This window comes from Maricurvus nonylphenolicus, from assembly GCF_042854845.1.
Classification (GTDB): domain Bacteria; phylum Pseudomonadota; class Gammaproteobacteria; order Pseudomonadales; family Cellvibrionaceae; genus Maricurvus; species Maricurvus nonylphenolicus.
On record NZ_AP031498.1, the window covers coordinates 2,867,446 to 2,886,736 of the forward strand.

General features: G+C 48.7%; 22 protein-coding genes and 2 tRNA genes. 7 read left to right on the plus strand and 17 right to left on the minus strand.

Annotated features, from left to right (window positions below; genetic code table 11):
* Window positions 1-16: 16 nt before the first annotated feature.
* Window positions 17-1,012 (minus strand): DNA polymerase III subunit delta', encoded by a 996-nt coding sequence (locus ACGHZ6_RS12545; RefSeq protein WP_390614306.1) that lies wholly within the window; start codon window positions 1,010-1,012, stop codon window positions 17-19.
* 171 nt (window positions 1,013-1,183) lie between these two features.
* Between ACGHZ6_RS12545 and ACGHZ6_RS12550 the strand changes: the two genes are divergently transcribed.
* Window positions 1,184-1,846: a pseudouridine synthase gene (locus tag ACGHZ6_RS12550; RefSeq protein WP_390614307.1), complete on the plus strand. Its 663-nt coding sequence runs from the start codon at window positions 1,184-1,186 to the stop codon at window positions 1,844-1,846.
* 7 nt (window positions 1,847-1,853) lie between these two features.
* Here ACGHZ6_RS12550 and tmk read toward each other — a convergent pair whose 3' ends face one another.
* The 10 genes from tmk to ACGHZ6_RS12600 form a co-directional block, all read right to left on the minus strand.
* On the minus strand, window positions 1,854-2,483 hold the full coding sequence (tmk, locus tag ACGHZ6_RS12555; protein ID WP_390614308.1) for a dTMP kinase: 630 nt from the start codon (window positions 2,481-2,483) through the stop codon (window positions 1,854-1,856).
* 14 nt (window positions 2,484-2,497) lie between these two features.
* Window positions 2,498-3,547: an endolytic transglycosylase MltG gene (mltG, locus tag ACGHZ6_RS12560; RefSeq protein WP_390614309.1), complete on the minus strand. Its 1,050-nt coding sequence runs from the start codon at window positions 3,545-3,547 to the stop codon at window positions 2,498-2,500.
* On the minus strand, window positions 3,547-4,389 hold the full coding sequence (gene pabC / locus ACGHZ6_RS12565) for an aminodeoxychorismate lyase (RefSeq protein ID WP_390614310.1): 843 nt from the start codon (window positions 4,387-4,389) through the stop codon (window positions 3,547-3,549). Before pabC ends, mltG begins: the two co-directional genes overlap by 1 nt.
* Window positions 4,390-4,454: 65 nt before the next feature.
* Window positions 4,455-5,693 carry a beta-ketoacyl-ACP synthase II gene (fabF, locus tag ACGHZ6_RS12570; RefSeq protein ID WP_390614311.1) on the minus strand — a complete coding sequence of 413 codons (1,239 nt, stop codon included), beginning with the start codon at window positions 5,691-5,693 and terminating at the stop codon, window positions 4,455-4,457.
* A gap of 217 nt (window positions 5,694-5,910) precedes the next feature.
* Window positions 5,911-6,147 carry an acyl carrier protein gene (acpP, locus tag ACGHZ6_RS12575; protein ID WP_166993717.1) on the minus strand — a complete coding sequence of 79 codons (237 nt, stop codon included), beginning with the start codon at window positions 6,145-6,147 and terminating at the stop codon, window positions 5,911-5,913.
* A 183-nt stretch (window positions 6,148-6,330) separates the two neighbouring features.
* Window positions 6,331-7,074: a 3-oxoacyl-ACP reductase FabG gene (gene fabG / locus ACGHZ6_RS12580; protein ID WP_390614312.1), complete on the minus strand. Its 744-nt coding sequence runs from the start codon at window positions 7,072-7,074 to the stop codon at window positions 6,331-6,333.
* Between the two features lie 65 nt (window positions 7,075-7,139).
* Window positions 7,140-8,078, minus strand: a complete 939-nt coding sequence (fabD, locus tag ACGHZ6_RS12585; protein ID WP_390614313.1) for an ACP S-malonyltransferase — start codon at window positions 8,076-8,078, stop codon at window positions 7,140-7,142.
* A gap of 36 nt (window positions 8,079-8,114) precedes the next feature.
* Window positions 8,115-9,128, minus strand: a complete 1,014-nt coding sequence (plsX, locus tag ACGHZ6_RS12590) for a phosphate acyltransferase PlsX (protein ID WP_390614314.1) — start codon at window positions 9,126-9,128, stop codon at window positions 8,115-8,117.
* A 2-nt stretch (window positions 9,129-9,130) separates the two neighbouring features.
* Complete coding sequence (gene rpmF, locus ACGHZ6_RS12595; RefSeq protein WP_390614315.1) at window positions 9,131-9,313, minus strand: 50S ribosomal protein L32; 183 nt, start codon at window positions 9,311-9,313, stop codon at window positions 9,131-9,133.
* A gap of 41 nt (window positions 9,314-9,354) precedes the next feature.
* Window positions 9,355-9,894 carry a YceD family protein gene (locus ACGHZ6_RS12600; RefSeq protein ID WP_390614316.1) on the minus strand — a complete coding sequence of 180 codons (540 nt, stop codon included), beginning with the start codon at window positions 9,892-9,894 and terminating at the stop codon, window positions 9,355-9,357.
* Window positions 9,895-10,032: 138 nt separating this feature from the next.
* Here ACGHZ6_RS12600 and ACGHZ6_RS12605 point away from each other — a divergent pair, with 138 nt between their 5' ends.
* From ACGHZ6_RS12605 to ACGHZ6_RS12630, 6 genes are all read left to right on the plus strand, one after another.
* A complete protein-coding gene (locus ACGHZ6_RS12605; RefSeq protein ID WP_390614317.1) occupies window positions 10,033-10,614 on the plus strand; it encodes a Maf family protein in 582 nt (193 codons plus the stop codon).
* Between the two features lie 394 nt (window positions 10,615-11,008).
* Window positions 11,009-12,199, plus strand: a complete 1,191-nt coding sequence (locus tag ACGHZ6_RS12610; protein WP_390614318.1) for a tyrosine-type recombinase/integrase — start codon at window positions 11,009-11,011, stop codon at window positions 12,197-12,199.
* A 15-nt stretch (window positions 12,200-12,214) separates the two neighbouring features.
* Window positions 12,215-13,090, plus strand: a complete 876-nt coding sequence (locus tag ACGHZ6_RS12615; protein WP_390614319.1) for a hypothetical protein — start codon at window positions 12,215-12,217, stop codon at window positions 13,088-13,090.
* A gap of 120 nt (window positions 13,091-13,210) precedes the next feature.
* The gene (locus ACGHZ6_RS12620; protein ID WP_390614320.1) at window positions 13,211-13,429 is read left to right on the plus strand and encodes a helix-turn-helix transcriptional regulator; all 219 of its coding nucleotides are present in this window, start codon (window positions 13,211-13,213) and stop codon (window positions 13,427-13,429) included.
* Window positions 13,430-13,499: 70 nt separating this feature from the next.
* The gene (locus ACGHZ6_RS12625) at window positions 13,500-15,203 is read left to right on the plus strand and encodes a replication endonuclease (RefSeq protein ID WP_390614321.1); all 1,704 of its coding nucleotides are present in this window, start codon (window positions 13,500-13,502) and stop codon (window positions 15,201-15,203) included.
* A gap of 87 nt (window positions 15,204-15,290) precedes the next feature.
* Window positions 15,291-15,911, plus strand: a complete 621-nt coding sequence (locus tag ACGHZ6_RS12630; RefSeq protein WP_390614322.1) for a helix-turn-helix domain-containing protein — start codon at window positions 15,291-15,293, stop codon at window positions 15,909-15,911.
* Window positions 15,912-16,642: 731 nt separating this feature from the next.
* On the opposite strand, the gene ACGHZ6_RS12635 is transcribed toward ACGHZ6_RS12630, so the two are convergent.
* The 6 genes from ACGHZ6_RS12635 to pgsA form a co-directional block, all read right to left on the minus strand.
* Window positions 16,643-17,083 carry a hypothetical protein gene (locus ACGHZ6_RS12635; RefSeq protein WP_390614323.1) on the minus strand — a complete coding sequence of 147 codons (441 nt, stop codon included), beginning with the start codon at window positions 17,081-17,083 and terminating at the stop codon, window positions 16,643-16,645.
* A 63-nt stretch (window positions 17,084-17,146) separates the two neighbouring features.
* Window positions 17,147-17,410 carry a hypothetical protein gene (locus ACGHZ6_RS12640; RefSeq protein ID WP_390614324.1) on the minus strand — a complete coding sequence of 88 codons (264 nt, stop codon included), beginning with the start codon at window positions 17,408-17,410 and terminating at the stop codon, window positions 17,147-17,149.
* Window positions 17,410-18,153 (minus strand): MerR family transcriptional regulator, encoded by a 744-nt coding sequence (locus tag ACGHZ6_RS12645; protein WP_390614325.1) that lies wholly within the window; start codon window positions 18,151-18,153, stop codon window positions 17,410-17,412. The genes ACGHZ6_RS12640 and ACGHZ6_RS12645 overlap by 1 nt, the downstream gene beginning before the upstream one ends.
* Window positions 18,154-18,274: 121 nt before the next feature.
* Window positions 18,275-18,361 (minus strand) — tRNA-Leu (locus ACGHZ6_RS12650).
* A gap of 42 nt (window positions 18,362-18,403) precedes the next feature.
* A tRNA-Cys gene (locus ACGHZ6_RS12655) sits at window positions 18,404-18,477 on the minus strand.
* A gap of 197 nt (window positions 18,478-18,674) precedes the next feature.
* On the minus strand, window positions 18,675-19,235 hold the full coding sequence (gene pgsA / locus ACGHZ6_RS12660; protein ID WP_390614326.1) for a CDP-diacylglycerol--glycerol-3-phosphate 3-phosphatidyltransferase: 561 nt from the start codon (window positions 19,233-19,235) through the stop codon (window positions 18,675-18,677).
* Window positions 19,236-19,291: the final 56 nt, after the last annotated feature.

The following is a 19,291-nucleotide window of genomic DNA, read 5'->3' on the forward strand; positions in this document are numbered from 1 at the left end:
GCACGTCAGTTTAGTTTTACACTAATCCATTCTTCTGAATCTGTCTAGGAGAAGCCGCCTGCTTTGTTAAGGCATTCCAATCTAATAGCAACTCTTCTAGTACCAACTGCTTATTTGGGTTGGCGCCACTTAAAAGCTGTCTTTTTACAATTAGCATTTTATCCTGGAAGCGAAAGATAATGCTGGGCTCGATGCGCCCTAACAGCGCTATAACGCCATCACTATCCTGCCCCTGCGCCCTGGCGATAGCGCCCGAATGCAGACAAAGTAATACCCACTCAACGATGTCCAACACCTCCATCGATGACCAGTTTTTCGCCGCATCCAATGCCGACAACTGGCCCTGCGCAACTGCTATCAATTGCTTTTCGACGGTTTGGCGCTGCTCAAGGCGATCCCCTTCAAGTAAGCCCAGGGCAGCGAAGGGTGCTCCTGCGGACATATCTAACAAGGTCTCCGCAGAAACAGGTCCGGTGACAAGATTGGCCAACCACTGCAAGCTTTGCTCCTTGGGCGGTACAGGAAAGCTCAGTTGCTGGCAGCGACTACGTATCGTTGGCATAACCTGACTCGGGGTATGGGAAACCAGTATCAGGGTCGTATCACCCGCAGGTTCTTCCAGGCTTTTCAAAAGAGCATTGGCGGAATTCACGTTCATTGCCTCTGCAGGCGCTACCATCACCACCTTACGACCACCCTGCTGGGCCGTCTTGGCAACAAACTCTGAGACTTGACGAATTTGGTCAATCTTAATGGCTTTGCCGGCTTCCTCAGGCTCGATTAACAGGATATCGGGATGAGTTTGCGCGCTATTCAACTCACAGGAGCGGCAAGCACCACAGGAGCGCCCCTGCTGGGGAGCAGCACACAGCAACAATTGACCAAAAGCCACAGCAAACTGGCGTTTGCCTAACCCACGACTTCCTGCAAGCAGTAGGGCATGAGGGAGCTTTTGCTGTTCGTGCTGGGTTAGCAATCGTTGCCATTCACCAAGTTGCCATGGATATGGCATTGCAAGCGCCTCGTTACTCACTCGTTGTCCTCTATTGCGGATGTCTTAGGGTGTATCTATTAAAATAATGTCGCGCAGCTTACCAAGACCACTTAGGAAGTTCACCTAAAGGATGGAAATTTGCCATAATGGTCGACCGCTTTAATCTAAATCAGACAGTACACCCTTTTCATGCCCCGCGAAGAACACTTTCCAACCGAATTTGGTCCCATCAGTATTGTTTATCGGGATGAGTATTTTCTGGTGGCCGATAAGCCTGCCGGTATGCTTAGCGTTCCCGGACGCGGCCCCGACAAACAGGACTGCTTAATCAACCGCTTACTGGTTGATTACCCGAATGCCAAAACGGTTCACCGTTTGGATATGGCGACATCCGGACTGCTTATTTTTGCTCTGAGCTATGAGAGCCAAAAGGCTCTCGGCCGTCTGTTTGAGAAACGACTTGTCGATAAAGAGTACCAAGCAGTGGTTCACGGCCTGATTGAGAATGATGAAGGAAAAATAGACTTACCTTTGATCTGCGACTGGCCAAACAGGCCTAGACAAAAAGTCTGTTACGAGCACGGTAAACCTTCGCAGACGGAATACCGGGTATTGCATCGGGACACGGATAAGAAATGCACCCGAGTGGCCCTGCATCCAATTACGGGCCGCTCTCACCAACTTCGAGTTCATATGCAAGCGCTGGGGCACCCTATTCTGGGCGATTTTTTCTATGCTGATGATGACGCCTTTGCAGCGGCATCACGTTTATGTCTTCACGCCCATAAACTGAACTTCAGGCACCCATTTACCGATGAGGAAGTGAGCGTTGCGTCTGAAGCAGCCTTTTGAGCTTGATTTAAGAAGCGCCAAATAATGCGGTAAGCTCCGCAGACAAATCTCGCTGAACTTTTTCCAACTCCTGCCCAGCATCAATGACACGATAATTATTCGGTGAAGCCGCTGCCCGTTGTTGGTACATGGAGCGAACACGCTCGAAAAATCCAATTTCTTCGGTTTCAAAACGATCCAGCTCGCCGCGGCGACCAGCGCGCTCCAAGCCAAGCCTTACATCGATATCGAGGATAAATGTCATATCAGGGCGAATCTCTCCCTGAACCAGCTGCTCAAGCTTGGCAATAGTATCTAGCGGCAACGATCTACCGGCACCCTGATATGCATAGGTTGCATCTGTGAAGCGATCACACAAAACCCACTTTCCGGTAGCTAAAGCGGGTTTTATAACGGTATTTAAATGCTGTGCACGGGCGGCAAATACCATCAAAAGCTCAGCTGTTGGATCGACACTTTCATCTCGCTTAGCTAACAGTAGCTCGCGTAACTGTTCTGCCAGCGGCGTTCCACCAGGCTCGCGCGTAACCAGCAAATCAACCCCCAGTTGCTGCAGATAATCCTGCACGAACGCCATGTTGGTTGTTTTTCCGACACCCTCGGTGCCTTCGATGGTAATAAACTTTCCGGGAGCCATAATATTCGCTTGTATTATTCGGTGCTTGTTGATTGCAACGCATTATTGGGTGAAGAGCGATAATTTTCAACGCGCTTTAATTGGTACTGTTTGACTGCTCGCTCATGCTCTTCCAGGGTCTCGGAGAAATAATGACTGCCATCCCCTTTGGCAACAAAGTACAGACTTTTACCATCACGAGGATTCAGGGCTGCTTCAATGGCCTCACGCCCAGCCAAGGCAATTGGTGTTGGCGGCAATCCATTAATAACATAGGTGTTGTATGGCGTAGGCTGGCGAAGATGTTTGCGACGGATATTGCCTTTATAACTGTCACCTAAACCATAGATTACAGTAGGATCGGTTTGTAAACGCATGCCTTTATGCAAGCGCCTTACAAACACACCAGCAATTTCTCCTCGCTCGCTGGCAACACCGGTTTCCTTCTCCACAATTGAAGCCATAATCAGTGCTTCAAACGCGTTTGCATAGGGCACCGACTCATTACGGCTTAACCATTCCTCTTCAAGCACGTTACGCATTCGTAACAGCGCACGTTCAAGCAACTCTTTGTCTGTCGCTCCCCTTTCGAACTGGTAAGTATCAGGAAATAACCAGCCCTCGGGATTTTTATTCGGTAATTCAAAACCCGCAAACCACTGATCTATTTCAGCCTCAGACTCGAGCGTTTTGACTATTTCAGGTTGCTGTTGAATATGGACGACAGCCTGATTTACAGTCCACCCCTCAACTAGCGTTATGCTGTAACGCACCACATCACCGGCGACAAGACGCGACAACAATTCTGCAGGGGTAATACCTTCCTCAAGCTGATACTCGCCAACCTTAATATTGTCCTGCCCGGTTAAGCGCGCATAACCGATAAGCAGCTTGGGATTACACAGAATACCTTTACGCTCTAACTGGTAAGCCAGGCGAGCCACACTGTCGCCTTTTTTTAATACCAGGGTTCGATCTTCCTCTTTGAGGGCAATCGGTTTGTTTAGCCACTGCTGAAAACCCAGCACAGAGAAAAGTACAACACAGCCAAACAGCAAGCCAAGGCCAACCAAGATTCTCCGCATTACCCCTGCTTCTCCTTCAATAAACGCTTATAGGCATTCTGCAAACCGCGTGTCTGCAAGCCTATTGTCAAACTTACATCACCAACACCGGTAACAGGCACAATGCCATTCACACTATTACAGATAAATATCTCGTCTACATCTGCTAGCTGCTCTACAGCAACCAAACCTTCTACCACTGGCAATTTCAACTCAGGCGCTAACATCTCAAGAATTACCCTGCGAGTAATCCCTTTAACACCAGACTGACTTATTTCTGGAGTTATCCATTGATCATCAAAACGCAGAAAGAGATTGCTGGACGTAGCCTCAATAACTCCTCCCTGTTGATCACAGACAACACCATCCTCCAAACCTCGGCTTTGACATTCACGCTTGGCCAAAACGTTATCCAGACGATTTAAGTGTTTAATGCCAGCAAGCTCAGCACTCAATGCAAGCCTGTGTGTACAAATACCGAGCGATACACCAGACTGTGAGAGAGCTTCAATATGATCAGGGTACGAAAAGAAACCAATAACAATGGTTGGCTCAGTAGCATTGTCAACGCCGTAACCTCGCCCACCTACTCCGCGAGTAACTGTGATCTTGCAAACAGCGTTATCCAACCCTACCTGCGCTAGAGCATCACTTAGAAGTTTTTCAAGATGAGAAAGCTCTAGATGGATATGAAGCTGCTGGCAGCCCAACATCAAACGCTGCTTATGCAAATCCCAGAGCGGTAATCTTGCATCGAGACAAAGCAGTGTCTCAAACACACCATCACCAAACATAAAGGCGCGATCAAGCACCGAATGGTCATGTGTTTGTTTACCATTAATAAAAATAAGTGGTAACGACATCGACTAGGATCCAAACAAAAAAACGGCGGGCTTTTACAAGACCGCCGTTTTTAGATTCCGATTACTTAGACCTTGCGAAAAATCAAAGATCCGTTGGTGCCACCAAAGCCAAAGGAGTTGCTTAACGTGGCGTCAATCTTCATTTCCTGGGCCGTGTGCGGAACAAAATTCAGATCACAACCTTCATCAGGGTTATCAAGGTTGATCGTCGGCGGTGCGACCTGATCACGAATAGCCAGAACAGAGAAGATTGCTTCCACGGCACCGGAAGCACCCAACAGGTGACCGATCATGGATTTAGTGGAGCTAACCGCAACCTGATCGGCCGCAGAACCCATAATGGTTTTAACCGCCTGACACTCGGCAATGTCACCGGCAGGTGTCGAAGTACCGTGGGCGTTAATATAGTTAATAGCGCTGGCATCAATGCCTGCATCGTTAATAGCGTTTTGCATCGACATCACTGCACCGGCGCCACCTTCTGGTGGAGAGGTCATGTGATAGGCATCACCACTCATACCAAAACCAACCAGTTCAGCATAAATTTTAGCGCCACGGGCTTTAGCGGTTTCGTACTCTTCAAGTACCATCACGCCACCACCTTCGCCCATAACGAAACCGTCACGGTCTTTATCCCAAGGGCGACTCGCCGCTTGCGGATTATCATTGCGGGTAGACAAAGCACGAGCCGCAGCAAAACCACCCAGGCCTACTTTAGTGGTAGACATTTCTGCACCGCCGGCCAGCATAACATCAGCATCACCCTGCTGAATCATACGAGCGGCCAAGCCGATATTATGGGTACCGGTCGTACACGCGGTCACCACAGAAACATTCGGGCCTTTAAAACCGTATTTAATACTCAGGTTGCCGGCGATCATATTAATGATTGCACCAGGCACAAAGAAAGGCGAAATTCGACGTGGTCCCTTTTCCTGAATTAGTAAGGCGCCATCTTCGATGGAACCAATGCCACCAATACCAGCGCCGATAGCAGCACCAATGCGGTGAGCATTTTCATCGGTAATTTCCAAGCCAGCATCTTCAATGGCCTGAATACCGGTGACCATACCGAACTGAATGAATGGATCCATCTTACGGGCATCTTTGACCGGCATATAAGGTGCCACATCAAAATCTTTTACCTGACAGGCAAACTGCGTAGTAAATGCTGAAGTATCAAACTTTTCGATGGGGGTAGCCCCGCTTCTTCCTGACAGGATACCTTCCCAGGTTGCTTCCACAGTATTGCCCAATGGCGATACCATTCCTAACCCGGTTACCACTACTCTTCTACGCGTCACCACGATCCCCTTTGTGAATCCATTAAATTAAAACAATGATTGCTCAAAAATTAGACGGATAGCAATCTACAGGGCCCACCCTGCTTTTTCAGGGTGTAAGATTACTAAATTTGAGGCCCAAGAAAAAGAAAAGCCGAACTATCTGCATAGTACGGCTTAGAAATTCGGCTTTTCTTTAGACAAGCGATTGTGACCCCTATCGGGTCACAACAATCACTTAGCCCAGGTTGGCGTTGACGTAGTCAATAGCCAGCTGAACAGTGGTGATTTTCTCAGCTTCTTCGTCTGGAATCTCAGTTTCGAATTCTTCTTCCAGTGCCATTACCAGCTCAACGGTATCCAGAGAATCGGCGCCCAGATCTTCAACGAAAGACGCTTCGTTTTTTACTTCTTCTTCTTTAACGCCCAGTTGCTCAGCAACGATTTTCTTTACGCGTTCTTCAATGCTGCTCATGATATTTTATAACTCCTAGTTGGTATAAGTCGGTTATGCCGCCATCCTTTGAAGCCAGACAACGGCTCTTAAAATTATGCTACGGCCAACTCGACGCGCATTTTACATCGAAAAACCGATGGTTGTAACGCATCTTGGCCAATTTCTTTTAAAAATACAGCTTTTCCCTTGTAAAACAAAGGCTTAAGACATGTACATACCACCATTTACATGGATGGTATCGCCTGTAACGTAGGCTGCAGCATCGCTGGCCAGAAAACCAACAACACCCGCAATCTCTTCTGGTTGACCCAGACGCTCCAGAGGAATTTGGCTCAACATCAGAGACTTCTGCTCCTCGGTCAGCTCTTTGGTCATATCGGTATCAATAAAACCAGGCGCTACCGTATTAACGGTAATATTACGAGAGCCAACCTCTTTGGCCAACGCACGAGCAAAACCACCTACGCCAGCTTTTGTAGCCGCATAGTTGGACTGACCCGCATTACCCATAGAGCCCACAACAGAGCTGATATTGATAATACGACCCCAGCGAGCCTTCATCATGCCGCGCAGACATGCTTTACTCAGGCGGTAGATAGCACTGAGGTTGGTATTGATCACATCAAACCACTCATCATCCTTCATGCGCATCAACAGATTATCTTTAGTAATACCGGCATTATTGACCAAAATAGCTGGTGCACCATATTGATCCTGAACAGCCTTTAACAAATCCGCAACCGAATCAGCATCGGTGACATTTAACACCATGCCAGTACCATTGATGCCTTTTTCCTGCAAACGTGCAGAGATTTTTTCCGCACCGCCTTCAGAGGTCGCAGTACCAATTACGATGGCTCCCTGTTCACCCAGGTGGTCAGCAATTGCAGCGCCAATACCACGGCTGGCGCCGGTTACCAGGGCAACTTTATCCTTAATACTCATAGCCTATTCTCGAATTAAATGACTCTTATTAGATGAAGGTATTCTTGTGAGTTAACAAGCGTGAATTAAACAGCTTCTAACGCTTTTGCTAAATCTTCTGGCGCCTCAGCAGGCAATGCCGACAGACTACGCTCGATACGCTTAGCCAAACCTGACAATACTTTTCCAGGACCACACTCAACCATTTGTGTGATACCCGCCTGACTCATGGTGCGAACACAATCGCTCCACAATACAGGGGCGTAGATTTGCTCAATCATCAGCGCTTTGATTTTTTCTGGGTCCGCTTCTGTTTGCGCATTTACATTATGCACAACAGGGGTTTCAGGTGCCTTAAACTCGGTCGCTTGAATTTGTTCTGCCAGGCGATCCGCAGCAGGCTTCATCAGCGAGGTATGGAAAGGCGCAGAAACTGGCAGCGGCATAGCACGCTTGGCACCCGCTTCTTTGCACAACGGAATAGCACGCTCAACAGCACCGGCCGAACCGGCGATCACAACCTGGCCAGGAGAGTTAAAGTTTACCGGCGCAACAACCTCATCACCGGCAGCCTGCTCACAAGCAGCCTTGATGGCATCATCATCCAGGCCAATAACGGCTGCCATGGCACCTTCGCCAGCAGGCACAGCTTCCTGCATAAATTTGCCGCGCTGCTGAACCAACTTAACGGCATCTTTAAACGCAACAACACCAGCGCATACCAACGCAGTCCACTCACCCAGACTGTGACCGGCCATCAGAGCAGGTTGGGCACCACCCTTTTCATTCCAAGCTCGCCAAATGGCGACACTGGCAGTCAGCAACATAGGCTGAGTGCGCTCGGTTAAATTCAACTCTTCCTGAGGGCCGGTTTGCACCAACTCCCACAGGTTATAACCCAAGACTTCAGAGGCTTCGGCAAAGGTCTGCTCAACGACAGGATACTCAGCAGCCATTTCAGCCAGCATTCCCACTTTTTGAGAACCCTGACCAGGAAAAACGAAAGCCAAATTTTCAGTGGTCATTCTATAACCCTATTCTTATGTAAAATCTGTTTTGCACTAATCAAAAAAGCGCGCCAGTCGCTCATTGATACGTTGCGGTATCGATTTATCGACCTGCTCTTTTGCGACTTGCAAAGCAGAGATAAACCCTTCTGCAGTGGTGCCACCGTGACTCTTGATCACAGCGCCCTGCAAGCCTAGAAAGCTGGCGCCATTATAGCGACCAGGCTCAAATTTGTTATGCCAATTTCTTAATAGTGGCCGGGCAAACCAGCCAAGAATGCGGCCATATTGGCTATCTTTAAAACTGGCCTGCAGCGTGCTGGCCAATAATTGTGCAACCCCCTCACTCACCTTCAGCGCTACATTGCCCACAAACCCGTCACACACCACCACATCTGCATCACCGCGGTAGATGCCGTCACCCTCAATAAAGCCAAGGTAATTAACATGCGGATTTTCTGACAACATAGTTGCAGCCAAACGCACCTCTTCATTACCCTTGATGGCTTCAGCGCCGATATTAAGCAAACTGACTGTAGGCCGTTCCGAACCATCAAGTGCACAGGACAGTTCACTGCCCATAATCGCGAACTGCACCAATTGATCGGAGCTGCACTCAACATTGGCGCCAAGATCAAGCATATAACTATGCCCCTTGGCGGTAGGAACTGTCTTACAAATCGCCGGGCGATCAATACCCGGGAAGGTTTTCAGCAGGAATTTACCGATCGCCATCAACGCGCCGGTATTGCCGGCACTGACACAGGCATCTGCCTCGCCGTTAGCGACCAGCTCGACCGCCTTCCACATGGAAGATTGCTGCTTATTGCGCAAGGCTGTTGCTGGCTTATCTGACATTTCAACAACATCAGGGGCATGCAGTAATCGGATATTTTCTAATTGGGATTGGGAATCTGGCAGGGATGTCGCTAGCTGCGACTCATCGCCAACAATAACCAGCTGGATGTCCTGGTTCTGGCGAGCAAAGGAAAGAATAGCAGGGAGAGTCACGCGGGGACCGGAGTCCCCGCCCATAGCGTCGACCGCTATGGTAACTGGCTTAGACAAACTTATTCGTCGTTACCAGTCTCAACCACTTTCTTGCCACGGTAGAAACCATCAGCAGTCACGTGGTGACGCAGGTGCTTCTCACCGCTGGTTGGATCTACAGACAGGGTTGCGCCAGTCAGGGCATCGTGCGAACGACGCTGACCACGACGAGAACGAGTTACTTTACTTTTTTGAACAGCCATTATGTGCTCCTACTTACTAAAGTTACTGAAACCGAGGCGCCTCAGGATTTCGGCGAGCTCTTAAGTTGTTCCAGCATTTGAAACGGGTTTGCCTTGGGCTCAACATCAGCTTCTTCAACCTCACCGCTCTGATAAAGCGATGCGTCGATACAGGGTTCCTCATGGTAAGCCACCATGGGCAAAGCCAGCAGCAACTCTTCTTCTACAATAGCGTAGATATCCGTTGCGCCGTCTCCCACAATCCAGGGATCAAAGCGACGAGGCAAATTCTTTGCCTCATCCTCATCCCAGGCCAGTGCGAGCTTTAACTCGGCTTCAACCTCTATAGGTAGTGGCTCCAAGCAACGCTGACATACAACACTCAACGTGCCATTAACACTACCACTAACTACCTTCAGGCCCTGCTCATCAATATCAAATGTGAGCGCCACACCCACCTCAGTGCCAGGCTCAGCTAATACTTCAGCCACTCTGGGCAGATCACTTACAGCGATCTTGCCCTCTAACGAGAGGCCCTGCTGGGCAAACTTCCGGGGATCAATATCCCGCGGCAGAGACGATATAGAGGGGGTACTTGACATAAGCGCGCAATAATAGGGATATGGTATTGATCTGTCAAAGAAAATTAGAGCCAAATCACTACTTATTTTCGCATAAAAATGCCCATTACAGGGCAAGCCCCGTTAGAATACCGCCCTTTTGTAATCACGAGCCGCACTATGCCCTCCATAATTCTCGCATCCAGCTCTAAATATCGCAGACAACTCCTTGAAAAACTTGAAGTTTCTTTCTCATCGGCAGCACCAGATATCGATGAATCTGCCCTACCCGATGAAACCGCCCAAGCTCTGGTGGAACGTCTGGCACTGGCAAAAGCCAACGCTCTGAGCAACACCTACCCTAACCACCTGATCATAGGCTCCGACCAGGTCGCCGACCTAAATGGCCGCATCCTCACCAAACCAGGCAACCACGAAGCCGCCCTCGAGCAACTTTTATCCTGCCAGGGACAAAAAGTCACCTTTCACACCGGGCTATGCCTACTCAACAGTGAAACCGGTAAACACCAACTCAAAAACGTCACCACCGACGTTATCTTCAGAGAACTCAGTGCAGAGCAGCTGGACAATTACCTGAGGCGTGAACAACCCTACGATTGTGCGGGAAGCTTTAAATGTGAAGGGCTGGGCATCACCCTTTTCTCGGAAATTCGCAGCACAGACCCAGATGCACTTATTGGGCTGCCGTTGATTGAACTTACCAGTATGTTAATTAACGAAGGGGCTCACCCATTGAATTAAACCCAATCGTTGGGTGGCGAAGTTTTTTGATCTGGGAGACTTAAAAATCTCCCACGACAAACTATTGCCAGAGAGACAGACAAATAAGCTTAAAAAGAGAAAATGGTGCCTCGGGCCGGACTTGAACCGGCACGCTATTGCTAGCGGGAGATTTTAAGGATTTCGACTGTTTATTGTCGATATTTTGCAGAAACATATAATTCCCTTTTATATCAATGAGATAAACAACTATTCTCACCCCATTCTTTGCGGTAAGCATTTGTAGTTTGCAATATTTTGAATAATTTTGTCTACTATGCGTCTACTATTTGGCGACGGGAGATTAGTTTCAGCTTCTTTTTGCTGAAATTAATCTGCTGTCTACCAGGAACGAACAGCAAGGAATGGAAGGCCTGTGGCCAAGCTAACAAAGTCATACATTGACCGAATCCCCCTGCCATCCCCCACGGATACCGGCAAAGCAACCCAAACCTTCTACCGGGATGACACCCTACCCGGCTTCGGCCTCCGAGTGGGTAGCGGCGGAACTAAGGCATTTTTTATCGAGCGACGGGTGAACGGCCGAGTTAAGCGCATATCAATTGGCCGCTACGGAGCCCTAACCCCCACCCAGGCAAGAACCAAAGCTCAAGAAATGCTTGGCGATATCGCGATGGGTAACGACCCTGCAGCCAAGAAACAAGCAATAAAAGCCCAAAACATCACGCTAGAATTGGCCTTCCAGGACTACTTAACTGCCCGCAAAGACCTCAAGGAAGGAACTCTTAAAAATTACCGAAAGTGCATCTATGGCTGCCTGACCGACTGGCAACCCAAACGCCTAGTCGACATAACCAAAGACATGGTTGAACAACGACACCGGGAGTTAGGACAAAAAGCACCCGCCAGAGCCAACAACACTATGCGCGTTCTGAGAGCCATTTTTAATCACGCAATCGCAAAATATGAGTACACAAACGGCGAACCCATTCTCACAGTCAACCCTGTCGACCGACTCAGCCAGTCGCGTGCTTGGTACACAAACGAGAAAAGGCGCACACTGCTTGCTGCACACGAGTTAAATGACTGGTATCAAGCCACCCTCACCCTGTCCTATGACGTAACACGGGACTACCTACACTTTTTACTATTTACCGGCTTACGGAAAATGGAGGCAGCCTCTCTCACATGGAAGCAAATTGATTTCAAAGCAGCCACATTCACCATTACTGACACAAAAAACCGAGACCCACATACACTCCCTTTAACCGACTTTCTGATTAACCTCCTCAAGCACCGATTGAAATATTCCGATGGGAGCCCCTGGGTGTTTCCCAGCCCCCTCCATGAAGGGGAGCACCTACGCGACCCCAGAGGCGCAACAGAAATAATTGGAAAGGCTATCGGCAGACCGTTCAAGCTACACGACCTACGAAGAACATTTGTCACTATTGCTGAAAGCTTAGACATACCAGCTTACGCATTGAAGCAACTGATAAACCATCGAAACCCTAACGACGTCACAGCAGGCTATATCATCTCAAGCGTTGAGAGAATCAGAATCCCAATGCAAAGAATCGAAAATTTTATTTTAGAGCGTATTTAAAGAGAGCCAATCTAGATGAACGAAACATGGAACGCCATCTCTAGAATCGAAAACAGAACCAAAAATGAAGGCACCGCCTTCTCACAAAGAATTGAAGATATAGAAGAGAGGGCAAAAAAGCTGCTCAATTCCAGGGGCGAAGGTGAACTCATTCAGCTATCTGAAATCACCAATAGCCTTGATTCTATATTTAAGGAGCACAACCAAGAAAAGCCTGAGCACAAACTAACTCCAACAGACACATACAAACTTATTGTCGCCGCCGAGCTGCCGAACGCATACGCCAACCTAAACCCGCAGCCACACGAGATCCTTTGTATCCTTTCACTCAGCCTGGTCGGAACAGCTATAGGTTTTATGGAGTTATGCTCAGCAGTCAAAAGCTGCTACTCAAAAGAATCATCCCTTCAGGAGCTATTCAAACATAGCAAAGGTAAAACTACTCCTGAGACCGAAAAACTAATTGGATCAATGGACAATTTTCAGACTGAGCTAACCGATTCCGCCTTCTCAATGTCCGAAGGGGCCTTCGAGCTTATGTTTATAGCATCAGACCTACTAGTTATAGCGGAGCAAATATCAGGCAATCCGCTCAGCAAATACACCCCTGACGAACATGCCAAGATAGTAACAAGCATCAAGGCAACTATTGCAGTTAACGCACGACACTCTCGAGTTAAAGGCACCAAAGACAACTTCATAAAATTTTACGAGTCAGAGAAATTAAAAAATAAAGAAACCACCAAAACCTCTGCCGCCATCAAGTATTACAACTCCCTATCACCCGAAGAACAATCAAAGCTCGCCCCAAGTAGAATCGAGGCAAATGGCACAAGAACACTGCTAACGGCCCTCAGGAAGCACGAAAAGTCCTTAAAGGAAGACAGCTAACATACATTTACCGGTAAATGTATACACTCACTGGTAAGCGACTACACCTGCATGTAGAAGGCGTTTCTCAAAATAGCGCCGACTGCTTCAATGCTCCTCAAGCAATCGAGGAGCATCACAATGAATCACAGACTTCTAACAACCACACAAGCAGCCGAGCAAATCGGTCTTTCAAAAGCATTCCTTGAGCGTGACCGCTGCACCAATGCTCGCATCCCATTTGTGAAACTGGGTCACCGCACTGTGCGCTACCGCCAACAAGACATAGACGCCTTTCTAGCGAGAAGCATTCGCAACTCAACCTCTGAGCAAACAGTTCAACAGGCCGCGCACACATAAAAAAGCCCCGATGCTATTGGCGTAGCAACGGGGCTTGGGTCTTTCTTTTGGGCAAGTAAAGGTTAGAGCAATGACGCTTGGGGATCAAGCTGGGCAAGGTGAATTCTCACCCACCGCGGGCAACACTCGACAGTGCCAGTCTTGGCGCTCACGCATTTATACGCGCCACCCAGCTATTAGCTACAACCTTGAAAAGCAGCACGCCCGAATTGCCGCCAAATCAGGTTATGTATCTGCCAACCAATGGCTATCAAACCAAGAGAAAGCACTGAAGATCGGTAAAAGCGGTTTGTTTTGCGATTCCGACGACCAAGAAATTAAAGATTATGCCGAAGCCAAGAGTCGCAAGACCGAAAAACAGATTTACGAAGCCTACCAGCTGATCGGCACAAAGACCCAGACAGCAAAAGACCAGATAAACGATTATCTACGAAACATCGTAGAAACAGCCGGTCTCGAATACCCGTTATCCAAAGAAGCATACAGCAGTCGCGATATGGTGGCCGCCCTCACTCGCATTAGCGACCCTGCCTGGTGGCGAAAACAGCTGCGAAAAACAGCCTCCAGGCAATATGAGCAGCTTGCCAGAAGTACAGGGGCCGTCAGCCTCTCCGGTGGCATTTACTGTAGCGATTACACCTTAAAGCGTCGCCAAGAAGCCAAACGCAGAAACCGCCGCCTGCTCGAATCTCTTGAGGCAGAAAACTCGCAAGGTCAGATATACACATTAGCCGAGCTGGCTGATTTATCGACATCTAATCCAATTAACCGGCGTAACGAGTTAATGGTTCGCATTGCCGGTTTCGAGGAATACGCGAAAACACACCACCACACTACAGCCTCTTCCGATAGCCATATTCGCTATATGGGGCTATTCCTCACACTGACTACGCCAAGTAAATATCACGCAATGAAAGCTGCCTCCCGCAACAACGGCAGCCGCTATGCCTACCCTAACCCCAAATACAACGGCAGCACACCCCGCGAAGCCAACGACTACCTGTGCGACATTTGGGCACAAATTCGCTCCGAATGGGATCGCAGGGAGATTCACCCGTTTGGCTTCCGTATGGCCGAACCACACCACGACGGGACGCCACACTGGCACATGATCCTGTTCATTCCAGAAAACCAACTGATTGAGACCAGTTATGTCTTCAACCACTACGCCCTCCGCGAGGATGGCGACGAGTACGGAGCTAGTGAGTATCGCTCCAAAATCGTCTACATCGACCCAACTAAAGGTAGCGCCGCCGGCTACTGCGCCAAGTACGTTGCCAAGAACATTGATGGCTTTGCTATTGATGCTGACCTCTATGGCCGTGATGCCATTAAGTCTGCCATGCGAATTGAAGCCTGGGCCTCCACCTGGGGAATCCGCCAATTTCAGCAGATCGGCGGCCCTAGCGTCACCGTATGGCGCGAAGCTCGCCGTATCGGTGAAGGCCTGGTGGACGTCACCCTATCGCCGGAGGCGGGAGCGATCATTGAGGCTGCCGATGCAGGGGATTGGGAAACCTACACCGATCTTATGGGTGGTGCCATTTGCCCAAGAGAGGATAGACCCCTTCGCCCCATGATGGTGGTTCGCCCCACCCACAACCGGTATGGCGAATTTCCAGAGCTGTTAAAAGGCCTGTTAAACGGTTTAAACCCCATTGTTACGCGTGTTGAAACATGGTCCATCAGGCCGGCAACAACCAAAACAGAAGATCAATCTAATTGGGCGTCAGCCCTAAATAGCTTTTACACAGAGCAGCCGCAGGCTGCGTAACTTGGAGTTCTGTCATTAACTGTACGCTCAAGTTTCAGTTAGAGGCAGAACCCAATAACCAAATATTAAATTTTAAAGGAAACTGTTATGTATATGACTCCTGACATGGCCTCTGAGGCCCGCCAATCACTAAACCTGTCTCAAGCCAAAGCGGCCAAAGAGACTGGGATCAATCGCGCCTACCTCTCCCAATTTGAGAGCGGCAAGCGAGTGCTTGAGGATAACCTACTGGAAACCCTGAGCACCTACTATGTATCCCAGGGCTGGCAACCAACCCCTGAACAAGCCAAAGCCCCCGTTGAACAGCTGATTAACAACGATAAACACTCGTTAAACATCGCAGATGGCTTTGTAGTTTCTAGCGAAGCAACCGCAGAATTTATCCTTGAGGAGCTGTTAGACGAGTATTACGAAAATAGCGACGAGATAGCCTCCCTGCAAGAGACCGAGTTAGAGCGTGGATTCTTTGGCGGGCTTGATTCTGACAGCGCCATGCGTCAAAGCATGAGAGCCTTGCTTCTGATGGCCAGGCAATTCCAGATCAAGCAGATTCTACATGGCCACCATGAGCCTCATGAGCGCGAAGTCAATATCGAAGAAACCTCTTCTATCATCACTGTCGGAGATTTCATTGAGGCCATGATCATCAGAGCCAAACCAGATCGAGCAATTGAGATTTCAGAAGCCACTCTGGATGAGGCAGTATAAGACCGGGAATTCCCGGCAATTTCCCGGGGATTCCCGGGAACTGTTTTTCCGAAGATTTCCGGGAATTTTCCGGAAATTTCGGAAATCAGCTTTCGGAAATCACAAACAGTTAAACAGCTGTTAAACCCCCGTTAAACAAGGGCTCCAGCCTGTTCCTACCCGGTTCCTACCCGGTTCCTACCCGGTTCCTACCCGGTTCCTACCCGGTTCCTACCCGGTTCCTACCCGGTTCCTACCCGGTTCCTACCCGGTTCCTACCCGGTTCCTACCCGGTTCCTACCCGGTTCCTACCCGGTTCCTACCCGGTTCCTACCCGGTTCCTACCCGGTTCCAGGTAACCGGAACACCAGCCACCCGCCTGCACAACCCCAAACCGGCAAAACTTATACTCGACCTCATAAGCCATATTAATAACTTATAAATATAGCCCCTCTAACCCAGTGAGCCACAACCCCTTACAAAACAACGAGTTATAAAGTACCAAAGAGTAATATTAATCAGTGGTTGACTATTTTATTAGCAGCGCTAATAATATTTAGGAGCTTGTTAGAAGCCTATGTGCCGCCCTGAGGTGACCTTCGATGGGTAAGAGCATGAAGCTAAGGCGCAGTCACCCTAGACGCGCTGAGCGTGGTGCAACTAAGCCAAGGTTGCCAGGTTAAACGACCTGCGGACGCCGCTCCTAGCTCCAAAAAAGCCACTCATTTGAGTGGCTTTTTTATTTCCCCACCCTAAATACGGAACTCCGATTGATAACGGCCAATTAGCTCACCATCGAGATGGGCGGATCCTCTTGGGTTATATATTGTTGTAACAGAAAGATAACGATCCCCGCCCTGCCTAGTTCGATCCTGCTCTGTAAGCACAAGCATCGCCTCAGGGGCCAAATGCATAACAATCTTAATTTTAGATTCAAGCTCAGTGCTCCACACCTGACCAGATTGACCAAGCTTTGCGTAGATCAACTCTGGAATACCTTCAGATATGCTTTTAACCCACTTCATCCTTTTCTCAATATGGGTATAGCCAAAGCTATAGGGATTCCCATTCTGAAGCCTGACAGGAAGATCCACGTCGAATCCCCGCATCACTCCAGCAGGTATTAGTGCAAAATCCCTTTGCCCATTAACCAGCCAGTGATGGAACCACTTATCCCCCTCTTTTGTGAACACCCCAAACTTCCTTATACCCAAAAGAAACAGATTCTATATTCATAGCGCCCATAACCCTAGCCCTCAATCAATCCCCTCTCGGGGGAAAATAACGATATTTCCGAGATCAACCGAACCACGCCTGGATGCTCTTACCTCGCAATCTCTTTGATATAGCGTGTTTATGTCCTTAAGCAGCTCCTCAGCCTGAAAGATGATCGGAACCATAGCCTTACCCACCGAAACCGAATCACAGTCACTATGAGAGGCCAGCCCCTCCACCCCTTGAAAAGCCTCTAGAAGTATCTCGAAATGGCGCTTAACCAGAAACAAATTAGGATCTTTCATTACAAATCCTCCTGCCAAGGCTCATTTGCCGCAGGCAGTTCACCGAGCTCACCTCTAGCCTCTTCTAGGTGCTTTTCAAGACGCTTAATCTTTTCCTTTGCTCTATCGAGCTTTATCTCCAAAGCGCGCTTATGAGACTCATACAGCTGCTTGGTCCAGCGAATATTGAGAATGTCACTCTCACCAACCTCGCCGACACCGTTAATCTCAATATTGTCCCGGTGATTAATAAAGCAATACGACCAAGATTCAGGCAAAACACGCTTTCTAAAGATTAAATCCATGAGCCTGCAAACTGAATAAGGGGCTTTCTTTTCCGAGATGTAACGACGAGCCGTACGCTCATCAACACGACATATCTCGGCAAGCTGGAAATACGTAAAGCCCGGGCTTGTATCCAGGTCAGCCATTCCCTTTCGAGACACCCTACTTTTCTCTTCTGCCTTAAGGCGCTTACCGATCGTAGACGTAGGCTTGTAAGTGTTCTCGATCATCACTGTACGAGCCCTACTCAAGGTATAACCATGAACATCAACCAGATGCTTTATCTTGAGAATCATCTCAATATCGGCTTGCCGGTAATAGCGCCGCCCTCCACGCCTTTGAGGCTCAAGCATGGGGAAACGCCCTTCCCAGGCATATAACTTATGAGAAGGCAGACCACAGAATTTGGACGCCTCGCTGGTTGATAGGTAGCGCTTTTTCGGAAGAATAAAACTGGATGGAAACAGATCAGCAGACATAACAACCCCCAATGCGAAAACAAAGGAGCTTAGTAGACATCAACTTGTCTACTATACGTCTACTATGGAGCAATTTAACCAGAGTGGAATTAGCGAGATTCGCGTAACCCCTTGATTTAAATGGTGCCTCGGGCCGGACTTGAACCGGCACGCTATTGCTAGCGGGAGATTTTAAGTCTCCTGTGTCTACCAATTCCACCACCAAGGCAAGGTGCCATCCGGTACCACTAAAACAAGTACGGGAGGAAAGTGGAGGCGCGACCCGGAGTCGAACCGGGCTACGTGGATTTGCAATCCAGTGCATAACCGCTTTGCTATCGCGCCTTAAAAAAACTCAGCGGGCTAGGAGTGCCGTTTGAGCGAGCTGGGATTCTAGCGAATAAAGTAAAAAAAACCTAGTGTTTTCTTACACTTATCTTCATTTTTTCAGGTAAGACTTCGACCCGAAAGGTTGCTAGTGCTCCACAAGCGAGGCGTATTCTAGGAATTCCAGCTCGTGAGTCAAGTACTATATGAGATAATTATTCTTTACCGTTCTCCATGAGGATAGGCCAAGCGGCTTTCAAATAAAGCACCATGGACCACAACGTCAGGCCAGCAGCAATATAAAGTGTGAGATAACCCAGCTGATTCCATATAGGTGCTGCATCCGGGCTAAACGCCAACAGAATAATAATAGCAACCATCTGCATCGTAGTTTTGATTTTACCTATGTAGGAAACCGCCACACTGGCTCGCTGCCCTAACTCCGCCATCCATTCACGTAATGCTGAAATAACGATCTCACGGCCCACAATAATCACCGCCGGAATGGCAAACCAGGCATTGGCATGCACACCCACCAATAACACCAGCGCCGCCGCCACCATCAACTTATCTGCTACCGGATCCAGAAATGCACCAAACGCGGTCGACTGATTGTATTTCCGCGCCACATAACCATCAAACCAGTCGGTAATTGCCGCCAAGGCAAACACCACCGCCGAAACGGGATAACTCCACTTAAACGGCAGATAGAAAATCACAACAAACAAAGGGATTAACGCGATACGGAACAGTGTTAACTGATTGGCTAATGTCATTTGGCTTTTTTACTTCTTGTAAGCTTCTTAACTCGGCTGCTGCCATGAGCTGCATT

Bases quoted from the DNA above. Each gene is read 5' to 3' on its own strand.
- ACGHZ6_RS12615 (WP_390614319.1), top strand. From the start codon at position 12,215: ATGAACGAAACATGGAACGCCATCTCTAGAATCGAAAACAGAACCAAA.
- mltG (WP_390614309.1), bottom strand. From the start codon at position 3,547: ATGCGGAGAATCTTGGTTGGCCTTGGCTTGCTGTTTGGCTGTGTTGTA.
- ACGHZ6_RS12625 (WP_390614321.1), top strand. From the start codon at position 13,500: ATGACGCTTGGGGATCAAGCTGGGCAAGGTGAATTCTCACCCACCGCG.
- ACGHZ6_RS12550 (WP_390614307.1), top strand. From the start codon at position 1,184: ATGCCCCGCGAAGAACACTTTCCAACCGAATTTGGTCCCATCAGTATT.
- pgsA (WP_390614326.1), bottom strand. From the start codon at position 19,235: ATGACATTAGCCAATCAGTTAACACTGTTCCGTATCGCGTTAATCCCT.
- ACGHZ6_RS12630 (WP_390614322.1), top strand. From the start codon at position 15,291: ATGTATATGACTCCTGACATGGCCTCTGAGGCCCGCCAATCACTAAAC.
- ACGHZ6_RS12545 (WP_390614306.1), bottom strand. From the start codon at position 1,012: ATGCCATATCCATGGCAACTTGGTGAATGGCAACGATTGCTAACCCAG.
- ACGHZ6_RS12620 (WP_390614320.1), top strand. From the start codon at position 13,211: ATGAATCACAGACTTCTAACAACCACACAAGCAGCCGAGCAAATCGGT.
- fabG (WP_390614312.1), bottom strand. From the start codon at position 7,074: ATGAGTATTAAGGATAAAGTTGCCCTGGTAACCGGCGCCAGCCGTGGT.
- fabD (WP_390614313.1), bottom strand. From the start codon at position 8,078: ATGACCACTGAAAATTTGGCTTTCGTTTTTCCTGGTCAGGGTTCTCAA.
- ACGHZ6_RS12600 (WP_390614316.1), bottom strand. From the start codon at position 9,894: ATGTCAAGTACCCCCTCTATATCGTCTCTGCCGCGGGATATTGATCCC.
- tmk (WP_390614308.1), bottom strand. From the start codon at position 2,483: ATGGCTCCCGGAAAGTTTATTACCATCGAAGGCACCGAGGGTGTCGGA.
- ACGHZ6_RS12640 (WP_390614324.1), bottom strand. From the start codon at position 17,410: ATGAAAGATCCTAATTTGTTTCTGGTTAAGCGCCATTTCGAGATACTT.
- rpmF (WP_390614315.1), bottom strand. From the start codon at position 9,313: ATGGCTGTTCAAAAAAGTAAAGTAACTCGTTCTCGTCGTGGTCAGCGT.
- acpP (WP_166993717.1), bottom strand. From the start codon at position 6,147: ATGAGCAGCATTGAAGAACGCGTAAAGAAAATCGTTGCTGAGCAACTG.
- ACGHZ6_RS12645 (WP_390614325.1), bottom strand. From the start codon at position 18,153: ATGTCTGCTGATCTGTTTCCATCCAGTTTTATTCTTCCGAAAAAGCGC.
- pabC (WP_390614310.1), bottom strand. From the start codon at position 4,389: ATGTCGTTACCACTTATTTTTATTAATGGTAAACAAACACATGACCAT.
- ACGHZ6_RS12605 (WP_390614317.1), top strand. From the start codon at position 10,033: ATGCCCTCCATAATTCTCGCATCCAGCTCTAAATATCGCAGACAACTC.